Here is a 20,537-nt window from a genome sequence, read left to right as displayed (position 1 = left end):
GCGGCACGCTAGCCTGAGGAATACCCCATGAAAGCCGATATCCATCCAGCGTACGAAACAATCCTGGTAACTTGCAGCTGCGGCAACAAGTTCGAAACTCGTTCGAACCTGTGCAAGCCTCTGGGCACTGACGTATGCAACGAGTGCCACCCGTTCTACACCGGTAAGCAAAAAACTCTGGACATTGGCGGTCGTGTTGATCGCTTCAAGACTCGTTTTGGTGCTTTCGGCGCTAAAGCAGCCGCTCCAGCAGCAGAAGCAGAAAAAGCCGCCGAGTAAGGCGCATGACCTTGGGCAACCTTTTGAGGCTGGCCGGGTTATTGAAAAAGGCGTCCCTTGCGGGCGCCTTTTTTGTGCCTGCGATTTGGCTTTCCAGCGTACAGGCCCAGGTACTTTGCCCTGCGCCAAAAGCGCCCACACCCGCGCAAGTCGAGCGCGTGGTCGATGGCGACACCTTGCGCCTCAAAGACGGGCGCAGCGTGCGCATGATCGGTCTCAATGCGCCAGAAACCGGCAAAAAAGGCCAAACCGCCGAACCTTTTGCGGAGGCGGCGCGCCAACGGCTGCAAGCGCTGGTGGCGCGCAGTGATGGCCGCGTGGGGTTGCTGATAGGCAAGCAGGCGCAGGACCGCTACGGGCGGACCCTGGCCCACGTGTTCGGGGCAGACGGCAGCAACCTTGAAGCTCAACTGCTGGCAGACGGTCTGGCTTATCAGGTGGCCATTGCACCCAATACCGAACTGCTGGGCTGCCAACAGGCGGCAGAACAGCGCGCACGCTCCGCCAGGGCCGGGATGTGGCGCCAATCGCCGGTGCAGGCTCCGCAGCACATCACCCGCTCCGGTTTCGCGCTAGTGGGTGCAAAAGTGAGCCGGGTTCAGCGCAATCGTGGTGGCTTTTGGATCGACCTTGAAGGCGGACTGGTGTTGCACATTGCACCCAATCAACTGACCCATTTCGATCAAAAACGTCTCGCTAACTTGAAGGGCACGCAGCTTGAGGCGCGTGGCTGGGTGCTGGACCGTTCACGGCGTGGCGGGTTGAAGCCGGGTCAGGCGCGCTGGATGCTGCCATTGACGCATCCGGGGATGTTTAAAGTCGTCGCTCGCTAAAAATTGTAGACAATTTTTAATGTGGATTGTGAACACTCTAGCCCTTACGGGCCGCGGCTCTTGGTCCAAAGTCGTAGGGTAAAGCCCTTGACACTGCTGACTGGTCAGTCTTGTCGGGACTTTACGACACGCGTATGCTCGGCGATCCGTCTGTCCAACAGCAAAAAAGCGGAATGCCCCTATGTCTGATTTGAAAACCGCCGCTCTCGAATATCATGCCCAGCCACGTCCAGGGAAACTGAGTGTCGAGCTCACCAAACCTACCGCTACCGCCCGCGATCTCGCGCTGGCCTACAGCCCGGGTGTAGCCGAACCAGTGCGTGAAATCGCCCGCGATCCTGAACTGGCCTACAAGTACACCGGCAAGGGCAACCTGGTCGCAGTGATTTCTGACGGCACCGCCATTCTGGGCCTGGGTAACCTTGGCCCATTGGCTTCCAAACCTGTGATGGAAGGCAAAGGCGTACTGTTCAAGCGCTTTGCCGGTATCGACGTATTCGATATCGAAGTTGATTCCGAGAGCCCACAGGCTTTCATCGACACTGTTAAACGCATTTCCATCACCTTCGGCGGCATCAACCTCGAAGACATCAAAGCCCCTGAGTGCTTTGAGATCGAACGTGCTCTGATCGAGCAGTGCGATATTCCGGTATTCCACGATGACCAGCACGGCACCGCGATTGTGACGGCGGCCGGCATGATCAATGCCCTGGAAATCGCAGGCAAAACCCTGTCTGACGCCAAAATCGTTTGCCTGGGCGCTGGCGCTGCGGCCATCTCCTGCATGAAGTTGCTGGTGAGCATGGGCGCGACCCTCGAAAACATTTTCATGGTTGACCGTACCGGTGTGATCCACTCCGGCCGCGACGACCTTAACCAGTACAAAGCAGTGTTTGCTCACGCGACTGAAAAACGCACCCTGGCAGATGCCTTGGACGGCGCAGACGTGTTTGTTGGCCTGTCGGGTCCAAACTTGCTGAGCGCTGAAAACCTGCTGCGCATGGCGCCGAACCCGATCGTGTTCGCGTGCTCGAACCCGGACCCGGAAATCGCGCCAGAGCTGGCACACGCCACGCGTAACGACGTGATCATGGCCACTGGCCGTTCGGACTACCCGAACCAGGTCAACAACGTGCTGGGCTTCCCGTTCATCTTCCGCGGTGCATTGGACGTTCGCGCCAAACGCATCAACGAAGAGATGAAAATCGCAGCGGCCAACGCCTTGCGTGAACTGGCCAAACTGCCAGTACCACAAGAGGTTTGTGACGCCTACGGCGGTATCAAGCTGGAATTTGGTCGTGAGTACATCATTCCCAAACCAATGGATGCCCGCCTGATCACCGTGATCTCCGATGCTGTGGCCAAGGCTGCCATCGAGACCGGCGTTGCGACCCTGCCGTACCCGAAAAACTACCCGCTCAAAAGCGTGGATGACGTGTTCAACGGCTAAGCCGCGATAGCGTTTTACCCAAGCCCCGGCTCGTGAGAGTCGGGGCTTTTTTGTGCTCGGTGAATTAACGCGTAGTCATTTATCGGCATCTTATGAAATTTTAGGAAAACGCCTACACGGGGAGTCTGGTGCTATCCGTTAGCGTTCATCTCTTCCTGCGTCGCCGACCTGAAGGCTACACCATCGTCCTTTACACCTATGGCGCCCCCCGTGCGGGTGATGAGGCGTTTATCGCCGGTGCATCACCGCATGATCAATTGGGCCTGCGAAACCTTGGCGCAGCACGCGGCCTCCTCTCTGGCTCTTGAGCTAACGCTGGCAGGAAGCCTTGGACTTAACCGTGCGCGGATGACCGATCTAGAGCTGGAGTGGGTTGAAACCCTGCTGGAGCGGACGAAGTGTATGGCCATCACGCTGCCCGGCCTGAGGCGCTGGCTGTGAACATCGAGCGCTGGCTGGCCCACGCTGAAAATAAGCGCAAAGAGCAAGTGGCGATGGCGCCGACAGGGCTGTCGATGCGGGAGTTAACGGCCTCGATCACCGGCTTCAGAGAGCATGTAATCGGTGCGCCGTTTGATATTGATGACCTTCTGAAAGGGGCCTAACGACACGCTGCCCATGCATGGCAGCGTGTCGTCGGGGATTAGAACAGGTCGATCGGTGCGCCTTCATCCGCTGGCAACGGGCTGCCCGGTGCGACGCCATTGCTCAACTCGCTGTTGGACGGCGGCGTGTCTTCACTTTTGAACAACTCAAAGTACGCACCCGGTGTGCCCGGCGAGGCGACGCGACCGCTGATCGGGTCGATCCGCAGGCTGAGGATGCCTTCGGGTTCTGCCTGAGTATGCGCGGGCTTGCCCTTGAGCGCGCCGCCCATGTAGTGGATCCAGATCGGTAGCGCCACCGTACCGCCGTATTCGCGACGACCCAGGCTTTCAGGCTGGTCGAAACCGGTCCAGACCGTGGTCACGTAATCGGCGTTATAGCCCGAGAACCACGCATCCTTGGATTCGTTGGTGGTACCGGTTTTGCCCGCCAGATCGGTGCGGCCCAAGGCCAGTGCGCGGCGACCGGTGCCCAGCTTGATCACGTCCTGCAACATGCTGGTCAGGATGTAGGCGGTGCGCCCGTCGATAATGCGCTCCGCAACCGCCTGGGTTTCAACGGTTGGCAGGCCCGGTGCGGCATTGATCGTGTCGATGGTCAGCGCTTCGGTCTGCGGCGGTACGTCTTTGCTGTCGGTTTTCGGCACGCTTGGCGGGTTGGCCACGAACAGCGTTTCGCCGTTGCGGCTTTCAATTTTGTCGATCAGATACGGCGTGATTTTGTAACCGCCGTTGGCAAACGTACTCCAGCCGGTGGCGATTTCCATCGGCGTTAACGTCGCGGTACCCAGTGCCAGCGACAGGTTGCGCGGCAGGTCCTGCTTGTTGAAGCCAAAACGGCTGATGTAGTCGACCGTCTTGTCGACGCCCAGGCTTTGCAGCAGGCGAATCGACACCAGGTTGCGCGACTTGTACAGCGCTTCGCGCACGCGGATCGGGCCGAGGAAGGTGTTGTTGTCGTTTTTCGGGCGCCAGACTTTGTCCTGGTACTCGTCGACAAACACGATCGGTGCATCGTTCACCAGCGTGGCGGCGGTGTAGCCGTTATCCAGCGCCGCGCTGTAAACGAAGGGTTTGAAACTTGAACCCGGTTGGCGCTTGGCCTGCATCGCGCGGTTGTAATTGCTTTGCTCGAACGCGAAGCCACCCACCAGTGCGCGAATGGCGCCGTTGTTCGGGTCCAGAGACACCAGTGCGCCTTGCACGGTGGGCACCTGGCTGAACTTGAGGCTGGCGTCGGCTTGCGGCTGCACACGAATCAAATCGCCTACTTGCGCCACATCCGAAGGCTGCTTGGGCATCGGGCCCATGCTGTTGGTATTCAGAAAGCGCCGCGCCCATTTCATGCTGTCCCACGCCACACGGCCTTCACCGGTGCGGGTCAGCACTTGCAGGCCGTCTTTGTCGACCTCGGTCACGATCGCAGGCTCAAGGCCGGTGATTGCACGTTGTTTGGCCAGCTCTTGCGTCCACGCGGCCAGGGTCTTGCCAGGGAAGCGGGATTCTGGTCCGCGATAACCGTGGCGTTGATCGTAGGTGATCAGCCCTTCTTCGACGGACTTGTTCGCCAGCTCCTGAAGATCGCTCGGTACGGTGGTGGTGACACGGTAGCCCTCGGTGTAGGCCTCGCTGCCATAACGGCCGACCATTTCGGCGCGGGCCATTTCAGCAATGTAAGGCGCGTTCACCTCGGGCGTTGGCACGTGATAGCTGGCGTTTACCGGCTCGGCAATGGCGGCCTGGTAGCTGGCCTGATCGATTTTGCCCAGCTTGTACATGCGGCCCAGAATCCAGTCGCGGCGCTCTTTGCTGCGCACCGGGTTGGCCAGCGGGTTGAAGCGCGACGGGGCTTTTGGCAGACCGGCGATCATTGCCATCTGCGCCAGGCTCAAGTCCCGGATCGATTTGCCGTAATAGACCTGTGCGGCTGACTCGATGCCATAGGCGCGGTTGCCCAGGTAAATCTTGTTCACGTACAGCTCAAGGATTTCGTCCTTGGTCAGTTCGCGCTCGATTTGCAGGGCCAGCAGAATTTCGTTGGTTTTGCGCGAAAAGCTCCGCTCACTGGAGAGGAAATAGTTCTTCGCCACCTGCATGGTGATCGTGCTGCCGCCCGATTGTATGTGTCCGCTTTTTACCAACTGGGTGGCGGCACGCATCAGGCTGCTGGGGTCGACCCCGTAATGATTGGCGAAGTTGTCATCTTCTGCCGACAGCAGCGCATTAATGAAATTGGGCGGAATGTCGGCGAACTTGATCGGTGAGCGGCGCATTTCGCCAAACTCTGCGATCAATTTGCCGTCGCTGGTGTAGACCCGTAAAGGAATCTGCAACTGGATGCTTCTCAACGACTCTACAGACGGCAAGCCAGGACTAAGATAGAGAAACGCACCGCTCAACCCGAGCACGAGCCCGCAGATCACAGCAACGAATGACCACCCGAAAAACTTCAGCAGACGAATCAAGGCTTTTGAATTTCCAGATTAAGAAATGGGTTGCACGTCAGGGCAGTGCGCAGGAGCGCCGGGTCGACAATGCGGAAAAAACGCCCGGCATTATAAGCATTTTTCGTGCATGAGCGTCATGGGCCTCATGTCGGAACGGGATATGAACGGATCTCATTTTTAACCCTCCGTAAGTCACGGATTGCATTAGGGAAAACAGCAGTGTCCGGATTTTTCACGACAAAGCCCCAGCGGTATGTGGGCATCGAAGTCGGTGCGCAGTCGATCAATATGGTCGAACTGAGCCGCTCGCGCAGTGGCATTCAGCTTGAAGCCTATGCCATAGAACCCCTGCCAGCCATGGCTGTGCACGATCTGACCGGCATCCCGGCAAAAAGTGTCGCACAGGCGTTACTAAAGGTACTCGGCGACGCTGGGGTGCAGGCGCGGGATGCCGTGATGTCGATGCCCGATACACAGGTCATCAGTAAAGTCATTCGTGTGGAGGCGGGCCTGAGCACCAGCGATCTTGAGCTGCATGTGCGGCTGGAGGCCGAGCAATACGTCCCGTACAGCCTCGACGAAGCGGCACTGGATTTCCATGTGTTGGGGGTATCAGAGGTGGACCCTCAACAACTGGATGTTTTGCTGGTCGTGTGCCGGCAAGAGACCCTCGATTGGCATCAAGCTGTCTTGCTGGGCGCAGGCTTGAACCCGCGTGTCATTGAGGTTCAAAGCCATGCCTTGGCCCGCGGGCTTGAAGGGTTAAGTCGTTTGCCCGGCTATGAGGTGAGCGAACCTTTAGCGGGCATCAAGCGTAACCCCCGACTCGCACCCGACGCTGTGTTCTGCGATGCTGCGCAGCTATTAACAGCCTGTGGTCTGGCCTTGAGGGGGTTCGATTAATGGCAGGAATCAATTTACTGCCCTGGCGCGAGTGGCTGCGCGAAAAGCGTCGCAAACGCTATGTGATGGTGTTGGTTGCACTGTTGGCCGTTGCGGCCGCAGGGCTGTATGCGCTGGATCATTTCGTTGACCGGGCGGTAGAGCGCCAGCTGGCGCGCAATGATCTGATACGCAGCGCGATGGTGCAGCTCGATGGTCGGGCGCAACAAATTGATCAGTTGAAAGTGCGGCGCGAGCAATTGCTCGAGCGCATGCAAACCATCGAGACCCTGCAAGGTAATCGGTCCGGCAGCAGCATTGTGTTCGATCAGTTGGCGCGCAGTTTGCCCGGCGGGGTGTATTTCACCGACGTGAAAATGGCCGAGCGCACAATCGCGATAACGGGCGTAGCGCAGTCCAACGCGCTGGTTGCAGAACTGATGCGTAACCTGGATGCCTCGCACTGGCTCGAAGCGCCAGCACTGATAGAAGTGAAGGCGGGCATCGAAAAAGATGGTAGCCATACCCGACTGTTTCAGATGACCGTGCATCAGTCGCAAAACGCCCATGATGGCAGTCAGTTTTGATGGGTACGCAATGGCTGGAGAGCCTGCGTACTTTTGACGTGCAAACGTTAAGTTTGAAGCAGGCAGGCGCCTGGACAACAGGGCGTCAAGCAGCGACGGCGGTGCTAGTGATGGCCGTAGTTCTGGCGCTGGGGTACGTGCTTTTAGTGCAGCCCGGGTTGGCACACCTTCAGCAGCAGCGCAGTGTTGAACCGCAATTGAAAGCGCAATGGGAGGCCAGAGTGCGGGAGGTTGCGACGCTTGAGCGCTATCGCCAACACCTGCAATCGCTGCAAACCACCTTCGACGATGTGCACAGCCAGCTCCCCAGCCAGGCTCAAGTGCCTGGCCTGCTGGAAGAAGTGTCACGGATCAGCCTCAGCCGTGGCCTGGTCATCGAGCACATGCAATGGCTGCCCCAAACCCTGCAACCTTTTTACACCGAACTCCCCTTGCAACTGCTGCTGGTGGGTGGCTACCACGACCTGGGGCTTTTCCTCGGTGACATCGCCACTTTGCCGCGTATCGTCACGCTCCACGACTTCACCCTCACGGCCGCCACGGATGGCGCCAACGGCCCGCTGCGCATGACATTGCTGGCCAAAACCTATCGCGCCAATGATCAAGGATCGATCCCATGAGTGTGCATGCCCACTGCCTTGTCGCGGCGGCGCTGGTCAGTTTGATGGGGTGTGACAGCCCGCAAAGCATCGCGCAGTTAGCGCGCGACTTGCACACGGCCCACGCGCACGTTGGCAGTGTGATTGACCCCCTGCCTGCGCGGGTGCAACGCCAGCCGTTTGTCTACGAGGCCACCTTATTGCGAAGCCCTTTTCACGGGTTGCACGAAGATCAAGGCAGCCATTGGCAAGCCAGTCTGCTGGATTACCCGCAGCATGAGGCGCGCAGCAGAGGCCTGTTGGAAGGCACCGAACTGGCGCAGTTCGAACTGGTGGGCACGTTGTCCAATCACCAGCAGGCCAACGCCTTGCTGCGCGCCAAGGGCGTCGTTCACCGTGTGCAGCCAGGTGATTACCTTGGCCGCAACAACGGCCAGATTGCCGCCATTACCCCGCAACACGTTGAAGTGTTTGAAGTGATTTCCGATGGTCGGGGCGGATGGCTTGAGCGAACCCTGACGATCTCTCTGAAACAGCAGTCTTAACGGAAATACACCATGAAAAGGATTTTCCCGGTCTGTGGACTGGCGCTATGGAGTGCGCTGAATTCACAGGCAGTGCTGGCCAATGTGCCCGCGATGTTGCCTGACCACGCCTCACCGTGGCTCGAATCGCCTGTGCCGAACACGCCCCCGGTTTACTCTGGGGACGTGCTGTCCCTCAACTTTCAAGACATCGAAGTGCGCACGGTGCTGCAAGTACTGGCCGATTTCACCCGGCTCAACGTGGTGGTCAGCGATACGGTGCAAGGCAATGTCACGCTCAGCTTGCAAGACGTACCGTGGGATCAGGCACTGGATGTGGTGCTCAAAAGCAAAGGGTTGGATAAGCGCGTGCAGGGCAATGTGTTATTGATTGCGCCCAAGGACGAAATCGCGAGCTACGCGCATCAGGACCTGGCTGAGCGCAACCCGCTGGCCGATCTGGCGCCTTTACGCCGTGAGTTGGTGCAGGTCAATCACGCCAGGGCGGCGGATATTGCCGCGCTCTTTCAGTCAGTGATCAGTGGGCAAACAGGCGAGCCAGGGCGCGGTTCGATCACAGTGGATGAGCGCACCAACCACATCATCGCGTTTCAGTCACCCGAGCGGCTGGACGAGTTGCGGCGCATCGTGGCTCAACTGGATGTGCCGGTGCGTCAGGTCATGATCGAGGCGCGAATTGTGGAGGCCGGTGTCGATTTCGAAAAAAGCCTGGGCGTGCGTTGGGGCGGGGCATTACGCCAGGCAAGCCAGTGGACGGCGAGCGGCATCGCCAAACCGGTTGTGCAGGGGGCAGGGGAGGTGAGTGCGCCGTTTGTGGACATGGGCATTGCAGGCCATACCTCGGGGTTGGGCATCGCATTCATCACCAACAATGTGTTGCTGGACCTTGAACTCAGCGCCATGGAAAAAACCGGGAATGGCGAGATTATTTCTCAGCCTAAGGTCGTCACGGCAGACAAGGAAACCGCCCGCATCTTGAAGGGCACTGAAATCCCTTATCAGGAGTCCACGTCCAGTGGTGCAACCTCGGTGTCGTTCAAAGAGGCGTCCTTGTCGCTGGAAGTGACCCCGCAGATCACTGCTGATAACAGCGTCATCATGCAAGTCGTCGTCACCAAAGATGAGCCTGACTACCTGAACATGGTCAACAACGTGCCCCCCATCAAGAAAAACGAAGTGCAGGCCAAGGTGCTGGTCAAAGATGGCGAAACCATCGTGATTGGAGGCGTGTTCTCAAATACGCAAAGCAATGTGGTAGATAAAGTGCCATTTTTAGGCGATCTACCGTATGTTGGCCGACTTTTCCGCCGGGACCTGGTCCTCGAAAAAAAATCCGAGCTGCTGGTGTTCTTGACTCCGCGTATCATGAACAATCAGGCGATTGCTGCGAGTCATTGATTCTGTGCGAAATTTGATTCTTGTTGGGCCAATGGGCGCCGGTAAAAGCACCATTGGACGTTTGCTGGCAAAGGAGCTGCGGCTGCCGTTCAAAGATTCCGACAAGGAAATCGAACTGCGCACCGGCACCAATATCCCGTGGATCTTCGATAAAGAAGGCGAGGCGGGTTTTCGTGATCGCGAAACCGCCATGATTGAGTGCCTGTGCAAAGAAGATGGCATTGTGCTTGCGACTGGCGGTGGCGCCGTCATGCGCCCCGAGAACCGTGCGTTGCTGTATGCCGGTGGCCGTGTGGTGTATTTGCATGCCTCGATTGAGCAACAGGTCGCGCGCACCTCGCGTGACCGTAATCGGCCGCTGCTGCGCAATGCCAACCCCGAGAAAATCCTTCGCGATTTGCTGGCGATCCGTGATCCGCTTTATCGCGAAATCGCCGATGTAGTGGTCGAAACCGATGAGCGGCCACCGCGAATGGTGGTTTTGGACATTCTGGAGCGTCTGGCCCAGCTTCCTCCCCGTTAAAGCTTGTCACAAAATGCGCTATCCTCGGCGCCGGCCTTGCCCGTTCAGCGGTATGGCCAAAGGCTACTGGGCTGCGTCATTACCCGGCGCGGCCAACACTTGATAATTGCGAGACAGGGCGCCCGTCGTCCTTTTCAATGCGGGGATTCATGCAGACACTGAAGGTTGATCTAGGCGAGCGCAGCTACCCGATTCATATTGGCGAAGGCCTGTTGGATCAGCCGCAGTTGCTGGCCCCACACATCGCCGGTCGCCAAGTGGCGATTGTGACCAACGAAACCGTAGCGCCTCTCTATCTTGAGCGTCTGACCCGCAGCCTGGCGGCCTATTCGGTACTGCCGATTATCCTGCCCGACGGCGAATCGTTTAAAAACTGGGAAACCCTGCAACTGATTTTCGATGGCCTGCTCACCGCACGCCATGACCGTCGCACCACGGTGATCGCCTTGGGCGGCGGCGTGATTGGTGACATGGCCGGCTTTGCAGCGGCGTGCTATCAGCGCGGCGTTGATTTCATTCAGGTGCCCACCACGTTGCTGTCTCAGGTGGACTCATCGGTAGGCGGCAAAACCGGCATCAACCATCCGCTGGGCAAAAACATGGTCGGTGCGTTCTATCAGCCCAATCTGGTGCTGATCGATACCACCAGCCTGAACACGCTCCCGGCCCGCGAATTGTCCGCAGGTCTGGCGGAGGTCATCAAGTACGGCCTGATCTGCGACGAACCGTTTTTGACCTGGCTGGAAGAGCACGTCGACGCGCTGCGCGCGCTCGATCAGGTGGCCCTGACGACCGCCATTCAGCGCTCGTGCGCGGCCAAGGCTGAAGTGGTAGGTGCGGATGAACGCGAGGCAGGCGTGCGCGCCACCCTCAACCTGGGCCACACCTTTGGCCATGCCATCGAAACCCATATGGGCTACGGCGTGTGGTTGCACGGTGAAGCCGTGGCGGCAGGCACCGTGATGGCGCTGGAAATGTCCGCACGTTTGGGCTGGATCACCCACGCCGAACGTGACCGCGGTATTCGCTTGTTTGAACGTGCGGGTTTGCCAGTGGTGCCACCGGCCGAAATGACCCCCGCCGATTTCATGGAACACATGGCAATTGATAAAAAAGTGATCGACGGCCGCTTGCGCCTGGTGCTGTTGCGCCGGATGGGCGAAGCCACAGTGACCGACGATTATCCACAAGAGGTTCTACAGGCCACGCTGGGTGCGGATTACCGCGCGCTGGCTCAGCTTAAAGGTTAATAAGATCCCGATGACTAGTTTGCATGCCGACGAGGCGTTTCTCGGTCACTTCCAGCTCAACCACGACCCTTTTGCCCCCCGGGTGCCTGGGTTCAAGTTTTTCCCGGCCCAGCGCAAACCGGTGTTGGGTCAACTGCATCACCTTGCCCGCTACAGCCAGTTGCTGCTGGTCGTCACCGGCCCTGAGGGCAGCGGCAAAACGTTGCTGCGTCAGGCGTTGGTCGCCAGTACCAACAAACAGTCGGTGCAAAGTGTGGTGGTGTCGGCCCGTGGCGCCGGGGATGCGGCAGGCGTGTTGCGCCAGATTGCCCAAACCCTCAACGTAGCCCATGCCGATGTCGGCTCGATTCTGGCGCAAGTGGTGCAATTGGCCCTCACCGGCCAAGAAGTCTACTTGCTGATCGACGATGCCGAGCAGCTCGATGACTCTGCACTGGAAGCCCTGCTGGCGCTGGCAGGCGGCACGCCCGAAGGCCGTCCGCATGTGTTCCTGTTTGGCGAGCCGTCGATGATTGCCGGGCTTGAGCAACTGAGCGCGGACGAAGAACGCTTTCACGTCATCGAATTGCAGCCTTACACCGAAGAAGAAACCCGCGAATATCTGGCGCAGCGCCTTGAAGGGGCGGGCGCCGGAATCGAACTCTTAAGCGCGCAACAGATCTCAGAGATACACGAAAGCTCCGATGGCTGGCCTGGCAACATCAATCAGGTCGCCCGCGATGCAATGATCGAAGCCATGATTGCCAGCCGCACAGCGGTCAAGCGTCCAAGTATGGGGTTCAACATGCCGAAAAAACACGTATTGGCCATTGGTGCCGTAGTGGTAGTGGCCGTCGCCGCCGCCATTCTGATCCCGGGTCGCGGCAAAACACCGACGGCGCCCAATGCCGAGCAAGCCCAATTGCCACTGGGCCAGGCCTCACCTAACGGCGCTAACCCGTCGGTTGACTTCGCCGGCTCTTCGCAGCCTATGCCGCTGCCGCTGGTGGGTCAGTCGCAGCCAGTGATGCGTGGTCCTTTGGCTGAAGCCGCAGGCGGAATTTCTGAAGGCGATGATGGCGGCGTGCCTGCGGTCGAGGGTGGCGCCAATGTGCCACCGACCGTGACCACCACTGCACCGCCTGTGGGTGTGCCAGCAGGTCCTGAGCCCGTGCCAACGCCTGCACCTGCGCCACGTCCGGCCCCCGCGCCGGTTGTCGCCGCCAAGCCGACGCCAGCACCTGCTCCGGCAGCCAAGCCGACACCTGCGCCAGCGGCCAAGCCTGTAGCCAAGCCAGCCGAAAAACCGGTGACGCTGGCCAAAGCAGCACCGGGTGGTAGCTGGTACAGCAGCCAGCCAGCGGGTAATTATGTAGTCCAGATCGTGGGCACCAGCTCCGAAGCGTCTGCGCAAAACGTCGTCAAAGAAGTAGGCGGCGACTCCCGTTACTTCAAAAAAATGCTTAACGGCAAACCGTTGTATGTCGTGACTTACGGCAATTTCTCAAGCCATGCCGCGGCCACCGCCGCTATCAAGAGCTTGCCAGCGAAGATTCAGGCTGGTAAACCTTGGCCTCGCACTGTCGCCAGCGTCCAACAAGAACTGGCAGCCGCTCGTTGAAGCCCCGGCGACCTTACCCAGGTCGCCGTGCTTCACACCTAACATTCCTGCTTGCGCATGCGGCTTTTCAAGCCGTGTGCCTTGTGGTGTCTGCGCCTTGTGGCAGTCAACATCAAAAATGTTTTGACTAGCACAAGTAATCTCTTTAAACCTTTCATAAATGCGACACGAATGTACGGTTAATCGCCGCTTAATTTGTGGGTGTTTCTGGCGGTGTGTAGAATGACCACCCTTTTGCCCCTGCCAAGCTGGCGTACGTTCAGCGCGGGAAGCAAGTGGTTGAATTAAAAAGAAATTTGCCCCTTTTTGGGGCAGCCTGGTGAGAAAGTGTCTATGAAAGCAGGTCTGTACCACCCCGACGAATTCAAGGATAACTGTGGTTTCGGCCTGATTGCCCATATGCAGGGCGAACCCAGTCATACCCTTTTACAAACAGCCATTGAGGCACTGACCTGCATGACCCACCGCGGTGGGATCAACGCAGACGGCAAAACCGGCGACGGTTGTGGCCTGCTGATTCAAAAGCCTGATCTGTTCTTGCGTGCAGTCGCCAAAGAACAGTTCGGTGCCGATTTACCCAAGCAATACGCGGTCGGCATGGTGTTTTTCAACCAGGACCCGATCAAGGCCCAAGCGGCCCGCGACAACATGAACCGCGAAATTCTCGCGGCCGGCCTGCATCTGGTGGGCTGGCGCAAAGTACCGATCGACACCCGCGTGCTGGGTCGTCTGGCGCTGGAGCGTTTGCCGCAGATCGAGCAAGTGTTCATCGCAGGCGATGGCTTGAGCGATCAGGACATGGCGATCAAGCTGTTCAGCGCTCGCCGTCGTTCGTCCGTGGCCAATGCTGCCGACACCGATCACTACATTTGCAGCTTTTCCCACAAGACCATCATTTATAAAGGCCTGATGATGCCGGCGGACCTCACCGCCTTCTATCCGGACCTGAGCGATGAGCGCCTGCAAACCGCGATCTGCGTGTTCCACCAGCGCTTCTCCACCAACACCTTGCCGAAATGGCCGCTGGCCCAGCCCTTTCGCTTTCTTGCCCACAACGGTGAAATCAACACCATTACTGGCAACCGCAACTGGGCGCTGGCCCGTCGCACCAAGTTCGCCAACGACCTGATCGGCGATTTGGACGAACTCGGCCCGCTGGTCAACCGTGTGGGTTCTGACTCCTCCAGCATGGACAACATGCTGGAGTTGATGGTCACCGGCGGCATCGACCTGTTCCGTGGCGTGCGCATGCTGATACCCCCTGCATGGCAAAACGTTGAAACCATGGACCCCGACCTGCGGGCGTTCTATGAGTACAACTCCATGCACATGGAGCCGTGGGACGGCCCGGCGGGCGTGGTCATGACCGACGGTCGCTATGCCGTTTGCCTGCTCGACCGTAACGGCCTGCGCCCGGCGCGTTGGGTGACCACCACCAACGGCTACATCACCATCGCCTCGGAAATCGGCGTGTGGAACTACCAGCCAGAAGACGTGATCGCCAAAGGCCGCGTCGGCCCCGGCCAAATTCTGGCGGTGGATACCGAAACCGGTCAGGTGCTCGACACCGATTCCATCGACAACCGCTTGAAGTCGCGCCATCCGTACAAGCAATGGCTGCGCAAGAATGCTCTGCGCATTCAGGCCACCATTGATGACCACGACCACGGTTCGGCGTTTTATGACGTCGACCAGCTCAAGCAGTACATGAAGATGTATCAGGTCACGTTCGAGGAGCGCGACCAAGTGCTGCGCCCGCTCGGCGAGCAAGGCTACGAAGCCGTCGGCTCGATGGGCGACGACACGCCAATGGCGGTGTTGTCCCAGCGTGTGCGCACCCCGTATGACTACTTCCGCCAGCAGTTCGCGCAGGTCACCAATCCGCCGATCGACCCGTTGCGCGAAGCCATCGTCATGTCGCTGGAAATCTGCCTCGGTGCCGAGCGCAACATTTTCCAGGAATCCCCTGAGCACGCTTCGCGCGTGATCCTCAGCTCGCCGGTCATCTCGCCTGCCAAGTGGCGCTCGCTGATGAACCTCGACCTGCCGGGTTTCGAGCGTCAGATCATCGACCTCAACTACGACGAGAGCCTTGGGCTAGAAGCCGCGGTGCGCAACATTGCGGACCAGGCCGAAGCAGCGGCCCGCGCGGGCCGTACCCAGATCGTGCTGAGCGACCGTCATATCGCGCCGGGCAAATTGCCGGTTCACGCGTCGCTGGCTGTGGGCGCGGTGCATCACCGCCTGACTGAAAAAGGCCTGCGTTGCGACAGCAACATCCTGGTCGAAACCGCCACCGCCCGTGACCCGCACCACTTTGCCGTGCTGATCGGTTTCGGCGCTTCGGCGGTGTACCCGTTCCTGGCCTACGAAGTGCTGGGTGACCTGATCCGCACCGGTGAAGTGCTGGGCGACCTCTACGAGGTGTTCAAAAACTACCGCAAAGGCATCACCAAGGGCCTGCTGAAAATTCTGTCGAAGATGGGCATTTCGACCATCGCCTCGTACCGTGGCGCGCAGTTGTTTGAAGCCATTGGTTTGTCTGAAGAAATCTGCGACATGAGCTTTCGCGGCGTACCAAGCCGTCTCAAGGGCGCCCGGTTTGTCGACCTTGAAGCCGAGCAGAAACTGTTGGCGGCCGAAGCCTGGAGCGCGCGCAAGCCGATCCAGCAAGGCGGCCTGCTCAAATACGTGCACGGTGGCGAATACCACGCCTACAACCCGGACGTGGTCGCCACCCTGCAAGCGGCTGTGCAACAAGGCGACTACAGCAAGTTCAAGGAATACACCGCTCTGGTCGACAAGCGCCCGGTGTCGATGATCCGCGACCTGTTGCAGGTCAAAACCCTCGACACGCCGCTGGCCATCGACCAGATCGAGCCGCTGGAATCGATCCTCAAGCGTTTCGACTCGGCCGGTATCTCGCTCGGAGCATTGTCGCCCGAGGCCCATGAAGCCCTGGCCGAAGCCATGAACCGCTTGGGCGCACGCTCCAACTCCGGTGAAGGCGGCGAAGACCCGGCGCGCTACGGCACCATCAAAAGCTCGAAAATCAAGCAAGTGGCCACCGGCCGTTTCGGCGTAACCCCCGAATACCTGGTCAACGCTGAAGTGTTGCAAATCAAAGTCGCGCAAGGCGCCAAGCCGGGCGAGGGCGGGCAACTGCCGGGCGGCAAGGTCAACGGCCTGATTGCCAAATTGCGTTATGCCGTACCGGGCGTGACCCTGATTTCGCCACCGCCGCACCACGACATTTACTCGATTGAAGACTTGTCGCAGCTGATTTTTGACTTGAAACAGGTCAACCCCAAAGCGCTGGTCTCGGTGAAGCTGGTGGCAGAAGCGGGCGTGGGCACCATCGCCGCAGGCGTGGCCAAGGCCTATGCCGATCTCATCACCATCTCCGGTTATGACGGTGGCACCGGCGCTTCGCCGCTGACCTCCATCAAGTACGCGGGCGCACCGTGGGAGCTGGGTCTGGCTGAAACCCACCAGACCCTGCGCGGCAACGACCTGCGCGGCAAAGTGCGGGTGCAGACCGACGGCGGCCTGAAAACCGGCCTCGACGTGATCAAAGCGGCGATTCTGGGTGCCGAAAGCTTCGGCTTCGGTACGGCGCCGATGATCGCACTGGGCTGCAAATACCTGCGTATCTGCCACCTCAACAACTGCGCCACCGGCGTGGCCACGCAGAACGAATCACTGCGCAAAAACCACTACATCGGCACGGTCGACATGGTGGTCAACTTCTTCACCTACGTGGCCGAAGAAACCCGCGAGTGGCTGGCCCGGCTCGGCGTGCGCAGCCTCGAAGAACTGATCGGGCGCACCGACCTGCTGAACCTCCTGCCGGGCGAAACCGCCAAGCAGCAGCATCTGGACCTGACGCCGCTGTTGGGCAGCGACCATATCCCGGCGGACAAACCGCAGTTCTGCCAAGTGGAGCGCAACCCGCCGTTCGATAAAGGCCTGCTGGCCGAGCAAATGCTCGACATGGCACGTTCGGCCATCAACGACCTGAGCGGGGCCGAGTTCGACCTCGACATCTGCAACTGCGACCGTTCCATCGGTGCCCGCATCTCGGGTGAAATCGCCCGTGCCCACGGCAACCAGGGCATGGCCAAGGCGCCGGTCACGTTCCGCTTCAAAGGCACTGCGGGTCAGAGCTTTGGTGTGTGGAACGCCGGTGGTTTGAACCTCTACTTGCAAGGCGATGCCAACGACTACGTAGGCAAAGGCATGACAGGCGGCAAGCTGGTGATCGTGCCGCCGACCGGCAGCGTGTACAAAACCCAGGACAGTGCGATTATCGGCAACACCTGCCTGTACGGCGCCACTGGCGGCAAACTGTTTGCGGCGGGCACCGCGGGCGAGCGCTTCGCCGTGCGTAACTCCGGTGCTCACACCGTGGTTGAAGGCACAGGCGATCACTGCTGTGAATACATGACGGGCGGTTTTGTCTGCGTGCTGGGCAAAACCGGTTACAACTTCGGCTCAGGCATGACGGGCGGTTTCGCCTACGTGCTGGATCAGGACAACACCTTCGTCGACCGCGTTAACCACGAACTGGTTGAAATTCAGCGCATCAGCGGCGAAGCGATGGAGGCGTACCGCAACCATCTGCAACACGTGCTGGACGAATACGTCGAGGAAACCCACAGCGAGTGGGGCCGTAATCTCTCGGAAAACCTCGATGATTACCTGCGTCGTTTCTGGATGGTCAAGCCGAAGGCTGCCAGCTTGAAATCGCTGCTTTCCAGCATCCGTGCCAACCCGCAGTGATATGCGCCTGAATAGTGTGATGAGGTTTTAACCATGGCTGAACGTCTGAGTAACGACTTCCAGTTCATCGATGTCGGGCGCAAAGATCCGAAGAAGAAACTGTTACGTCAACGCAAAAAAGAGTTCGTGGAGATCTACGAACCGTTCAAACCCCAGCAGTCGGCCGATCAGGCCCACCGCTGCCTGGGCTGCGGCAACCCGTACTGCGAATGGAAATGCCCTGTGCATAACTTCATTCCCAACTGGCTCAAGCTGGTGGCCGAGGGCAACATCCTCGCCGCCGCCGAGCTGTCGCACCAGACCAACACCCTGCCCGAGGTGTGCGGCCGGGTGTGCCCGCAAGACCGCCTGTGCGAGGGTGCCTGCACCCTCAATGACGGCTTTGGCGCCGTGACCATCGGCTCGGTCGAGAAGTACATCACCGACACCGCTTTCGCTATGGGCTGGCGCCCGGACATGTCCAAGGTCGTACCGACCGGCAAGCGAGTGGCCATCATTGGTGCCGGGCCTGCGGGCCTGGGTTGCGCTGACGTGCTGGTGCGCGGTGGCGTGACCCCGGTGGTGTTCGACAAAAACCCGGAAATCGGTGGCCTGCTGACCTTCGGTATTCCCGAGTTCAAGCTCGAAAAAACCGTGCTCAGCCATCGGCGTGAAGTCTTTACCGGGATGGGGATCGAGTTCCGCCTCAACACCGAAATCGGCAAAGACATCAGCATGCAACAGCTGCTGGAAGAGTACGACGCGGTCTTCATGGGCATGGGCACCTACACCTACATGAAAGGGGGTTTTGCCGGTGAAGACCTGCCGGGCGTGCATGATGCGCTGGATTTCCTGATCGCCAACGTCAACCGCAACCTGGGCTTTGAAAAGTCGCCGGACGATTTCGTCGACATGAAAGGCAAAAAGATTGTGGTACTGGGGGGGGGCGACACGGCGATGGACTGCAACCGCACCTCCATCCGCCAGGGCGCCAAGTCTGTGACCTGTGCCTATCGTCGTGACGAAGCCAACATGCCCGGCTCGCGCAAAGAGGTGAAAAACGCCAAGGAAGAAGGCGTCAAGTTCCTCTATAACCGTCAGCCGATTGCCATTGTGGGTGAAGGTCGCGTCGAAGGCGTGAAGGTGGTTGAGACCCGTCTGGGCGAGCCGGATGCGCGTGGCCGCCGTAGCCCGGAGCCGATTCCGGGGTCCGAAGAAATCATTCCGGCAGATGCGGTGATCATCGCGTTCGGTTTTCGTCCCAGCCCTGCGCTGTGGTTTGAACAGTTTGAGATCCAGACCGACAGCCAGGGCCGCGTGATTGCGCCTGAACAGTCGGCGTTCAAGCACCAGACCAGCCACCCGAAGATTTTTGCCGGTGGCGACATGGTGCGTGGCTCTGACCTGGTGGTGACCGCGATCTTCGAAGGCCGTACGGCGGCCGAAGGGATCATGGATTATTTGGGGGTCTAAAAACCCTCACCCTAACCCTCTCCCAAAGGGAGAGGGGACTGATGGGGTGTGTACCGCAGATTTATGTACCACCATAAAAAAGCCCCCTCTCCCTCCGGGAGAGGGCTGGGGTGAGGGCAAAGCGTCACCCTAAACGCGACAAATCGCCCCGATAGATAAAAGGCACGGCTCTTGCCGTGCCTTTTGCGTCCGTCTCTGAGAAAATGCCCCCACTTTTTTTCCGGATGCTGACATGACTGATCTCAAGAATGACCGTTTCCTTCGCGCTTTGCTCAAGCAACCCGTAGACGTAACGCCTGTCTGGATGATGCGTCAGGCCGGTCGCTACTTGCCGGAATACCGCGCCAGCCGCGCCAAGGCCGGTGATTTCATGAGCTTGTGCAAGAACGCCGAGTTCGCCTGCGAAGTCACCATGCAGCCTCTGGACCGTTTCCCGCAGCTCGATGCCGCGATTCTGTTTTCCGACATCCTGACCATCCCCGACGCGATGGGCCAAGGCCTGTACTTCGAGACCGGCGAAGGACCGCGCTTCAAAAAAGTAGTCAGCACCCTGGCCGACATCGAAGCGCTGCCAATCCCTGATCCGCAAAAAGACCTCGGCTACGTGATGAACGCGGTCAGCACCATCCGCAAAGAACTCAACGGTCGCGTGCCGCTGATCGGCTTCTCCGGCAGCCCGTGGACGCTGGCCACTTACATGGTTGAAGGCGGCTCGTCCAAAGACTTCCGCAAAACCAAAGCCATGCTCTACGACACCCCGCAGGCCATGCACTTGCTGCTCGACAAGCTGGCGCAGTCGGTGACTTCGTACCTCAACGGGCAGATTCTGGCCGGTGCGCAAGCGGTGCAAATCTTCGACACCTGGGGCGGTAACCTGTCGTCGGCGGCGTATCAGGAGTTCTCCCTGGCTTACATGCGCAAAATCGTCAGCGGCCTGATCCGCGAGCACGAAGGCCGCAAAGTACCAGTCATCCTGTTCACCAAAAACGGTGGCTTGTGGCTCGAAAGCATCGCCGATGCAGGCGCCGACGCGCTGGGCCTGGACTGGACCTGCGACCTGGGCGAAGCCCGCCGTCGCGTGGGTAACAAAGTTGCGCTGCAAGGCAACATGGACCCCACCGTGCTCTACGCTAACCCCGAAGCCATCCGCACCGAGGTTAAACGCATTCTGGCCAGCTACGGCAACGGTTCGGGCCACGTGTTCAACTTGGGGCATGGCATCACCCCGGAAGTTAAACCGGAACACGCAGGGGCCTTCATCAGCGCCGTGCATGAGTTCTCGGGGCAATACCATCAGTAAGTAGC

The 20,537-nt window shown here is 59.3% G+C and carries 16 protein-coding genes and 1 pseudogene; 16 read left to right on the top strand and 1 reads right to left on the bottom strand.

Annotation, left to right across the window (positions count from 1 at the left end; all coding sequences use genetic code 11):
- Positions 1 to 27: 27 nt before the first annotated feature.
- From rpmE to GYN01_RS15030, 5 genes are all read left to right on the top strand, one after another.
- On the top strand, positions 28 to 279 hold the full coding sequence (gene rpmE / locus GYN01_RS15050; RefSeq protein WP_019825265.1) for a 50S ribosomal protein L31: 252 nt from the start codon (positions 28 to 30) through the stop codon (positions 277 to 279).
- 5 nt (positions 280 to 284) lie between these two features.
- Entirely contained in the window at positions 285 to 1,112 is an 828-nt protein-coding gene (locus tag GYN01_RS15045) for a thermonuclease family protein (protein ID WP_203307381.1), read from the top strand.
- A gap of 181 nt (positions 1,113 to 1,293) precedes the next feature.
- Complete coding sequence (locus GYN01_RS15040) at positions 1,294 to 2,562, top strand: malic enzyme-like NAD(P)-binding protein (protein ID WP_048364553.1); 1,269 nt, start codon at positions 1,294 to 1,296, stop codon at positions 2,560 to 2,562.
- A 219-nt stretch (positions 2,563 to 2,781) separates the two neighbouring features.
- Positions 2,782 to 3,003, top strand: a complete 222-nt coding sequence (locus GYN01_RS15035; protein WP_203307380.1) for a hypothetical protein — start codon at positions 2,782 to 2,784, stop codon at positions 3,001 to 3,003.
- Positions 3,000 to 3,167, top strand: coding sequence for a hypothetical protein (locus tag GYN01_RS15030; RefSeq protein WP_203307379.1), 168 nt, complete (start codon positions 3,000 to 3,002; stop codon positions 3,165 to 3,167). Before GYN01_RS15035 ends, GYN01_RS15030 begins: the two co-directional genes overlap by 4 nt.
- Before the next feature lie 38 nt (positions 3,168 to 3,205).
- Here GYN01_RS15030 and GYN01_RS15025 read toward each other — a convergent pair whose 3' ends face one another.
- On the bottom strand, positions 3,206 to 5,629 hold the full coding sequence (locus GYN01_RS15025; protein WP_420850439.1) for a penicillin-binding protein 1A: 2,424 nt from the start codon (positions 5,627 to 5,629) through the stop codon (positions 3,206 to 3,208).
- 204 nt (positions 5,630 to 5,833) lie between these two features.
- Between GYN01_RS15025 and pilM the strand changes: the two genes are divergently transcribed.
- The 11 genes and pseudogenes from pilM to hemE all read left to right on the top strand — a co-directional run bounded on the left by pilM (position 5,834) and on the right by hemE (position 20,532).
- On the top strand, positions 5,834 to 6,517 hold the full coding sequence (gene pilM / locus GYN01_RS15020; RefSeq protein ID WP_203307377.1) for a type IV pilus assembly protein PilM: 684 nt from the start codon (positions 5,834 to 5,836) through the stop codon (positions 6,515 to 6,517).
- The gene (locus tag GYN01_RS15015; protein ID WP_048364549.1) at positions 6,517 to 7,083 is read left to right on the top strand and encodes a PilN domain-containing protein; all 567 of its coding nucleotides are present in this window, start codon (positions 6,517 to 6,519) and stop codon (positions 7,081 to 7,083) included. Before pilM ends, GYN01_RS15015 begins: the two co-directional genes overlap by 1 nt.
- Before the next feature lie 110 nt (positions 7,084 to 7,193).
- A complete protein-coding gene (locus GYN01_RS15010) occupies positions 7,194 to 7,703 on the top strand; it encodes a type IV pilus inner membrane component PilO (protein ID WP_238936268.1) in 510 nt (169 codons plus the stop codon).
- Positions 7,700 to 8,227, top strand: coding sequence for a pilus assembly protein PilP (locus GYN01_RS15005; protein WP_048364547.1), 528 nt, complete (start codon positions 7,700 to 7,702; stop codon positions 8,225 to 8,227). The genes GYN01_RS15010 and GYN01_RS15005 overlap by 4 nt, the downstream gene beginning before the upstream one ends.
- A gap of 153 nt (positions 8,228 to 8,380) precedes the next feature.
- A pseudogene (locus GYN01_RS15000) lies at positions 8,381 to 9,625 on the top strand (type IV pilus secretin PilQ); the annotation flags it as partial.
- Between the two features lie 4 nt (positions 9,626 to 9,629).
- Positions 9,630 to 10,148 carry a shikimate kinase AroK gene (aroK, locus tag GYN01_RS14995; RefSeq protein WP_048364758.1) on the top strand — a complete coding sequence of 173 codons (519 nt, stop codon included), beginning with the start codon at positions 9,630 to 9,632 and terminating at the stop codon, positions 10,146 to 10,148.
- Between the two features lie 149 nt (positions 10,149 to 10,297).
- Positions 10,298 to 11,398 carry a 3-dehydroquinate synthase gene (aroB, locus tag GYN01_RS14990; RefSeq protein ID WP_048364545.1) on the top strand — a complete coding sequence of 367 codons (1,101 nt, stop codon included), beginning with the start codon at positions 10,298 to 10,300 and terminating at the stop codon, positions 11,396 to 11,398.
- A gap of 10 nt (positions 11,399 to 11,408) precedes the next feature.
- Positions 11,409 to 12,998 carry an AAA family ATPase gene (locus GYN01_RS14985; RefSeq protein ID WP_048400615.1) on the top strand — a complete coding sequence of 530 codons (1,590 nt, stop codon included), beginning with the start codon at positions 11,409 to 11,411 and terminating at the stop codon, positions 12,996 to 12,998.
- Positions 12,999 to 13,331: 333 nt separating this feature from the next.
- The gene (gene gltB / locus GYN01_RS14980; protein ID WP_048400613.1) at positions 13,332 to 17,780 is read left to right on the top strand and encodes a glutamate synthase large subunit; all 4,449 of its coding nucleotides are present in this window, start codon (positions 13,332 to 13,334) and stop codon (positions 17,778 to 17,780) included.
- Positions 17,781 to 17,813: 33 nt separating this feature from the next.
- Positions 17,814 to 19,232 carry an FAD-dependent oxidoreductase gene (locus tag GYN01_RS14975; RefSeq protein ID WP_203307376.1) on the top strand — a complete coding sequence of 473 codons (1,419 nt, stop codon included), beginning with the start codon at positions 17,814 to 17,816 and terminating at the stop codon, positions 19,230 to 19,232.
- A 232-nt stretch (positions 19,233 to 19,464) separates the two neighbouring features.
- Positions 19,465 to 20,532 carry a uroporphyrinogen decarboxylase gene (hemE, locus tag GYN01_RS14970; RefSeq protein WP_048364541.1) on the top strand — a complete coding sequence of 356 codons (1,068 nt, stop codon included), beginning with the start codon at positions 19,465 to 19,467 and terminating at the stop codon, positions 20,530 to 20,532.
- Positions 20,533 to 20,537: the final 5 nt, after the last annotated feature.

Origin of the sequence: Pseudomonas weihenstephanensis (assembly GCF_016812185.1) — a bacterium.
In the GTDB taxonomy this organism is placed as follows: Bacteria; Pseudomonadota; Gammaproteobacteria; order Pseudomonadales; family Pseudomonadaceae; genus Aquipseudomonas; species Aquipseudomonas weihenstephanensis.
This window is presented reverse-complemented; position numbering and strand designations above follow the sequence as displayed.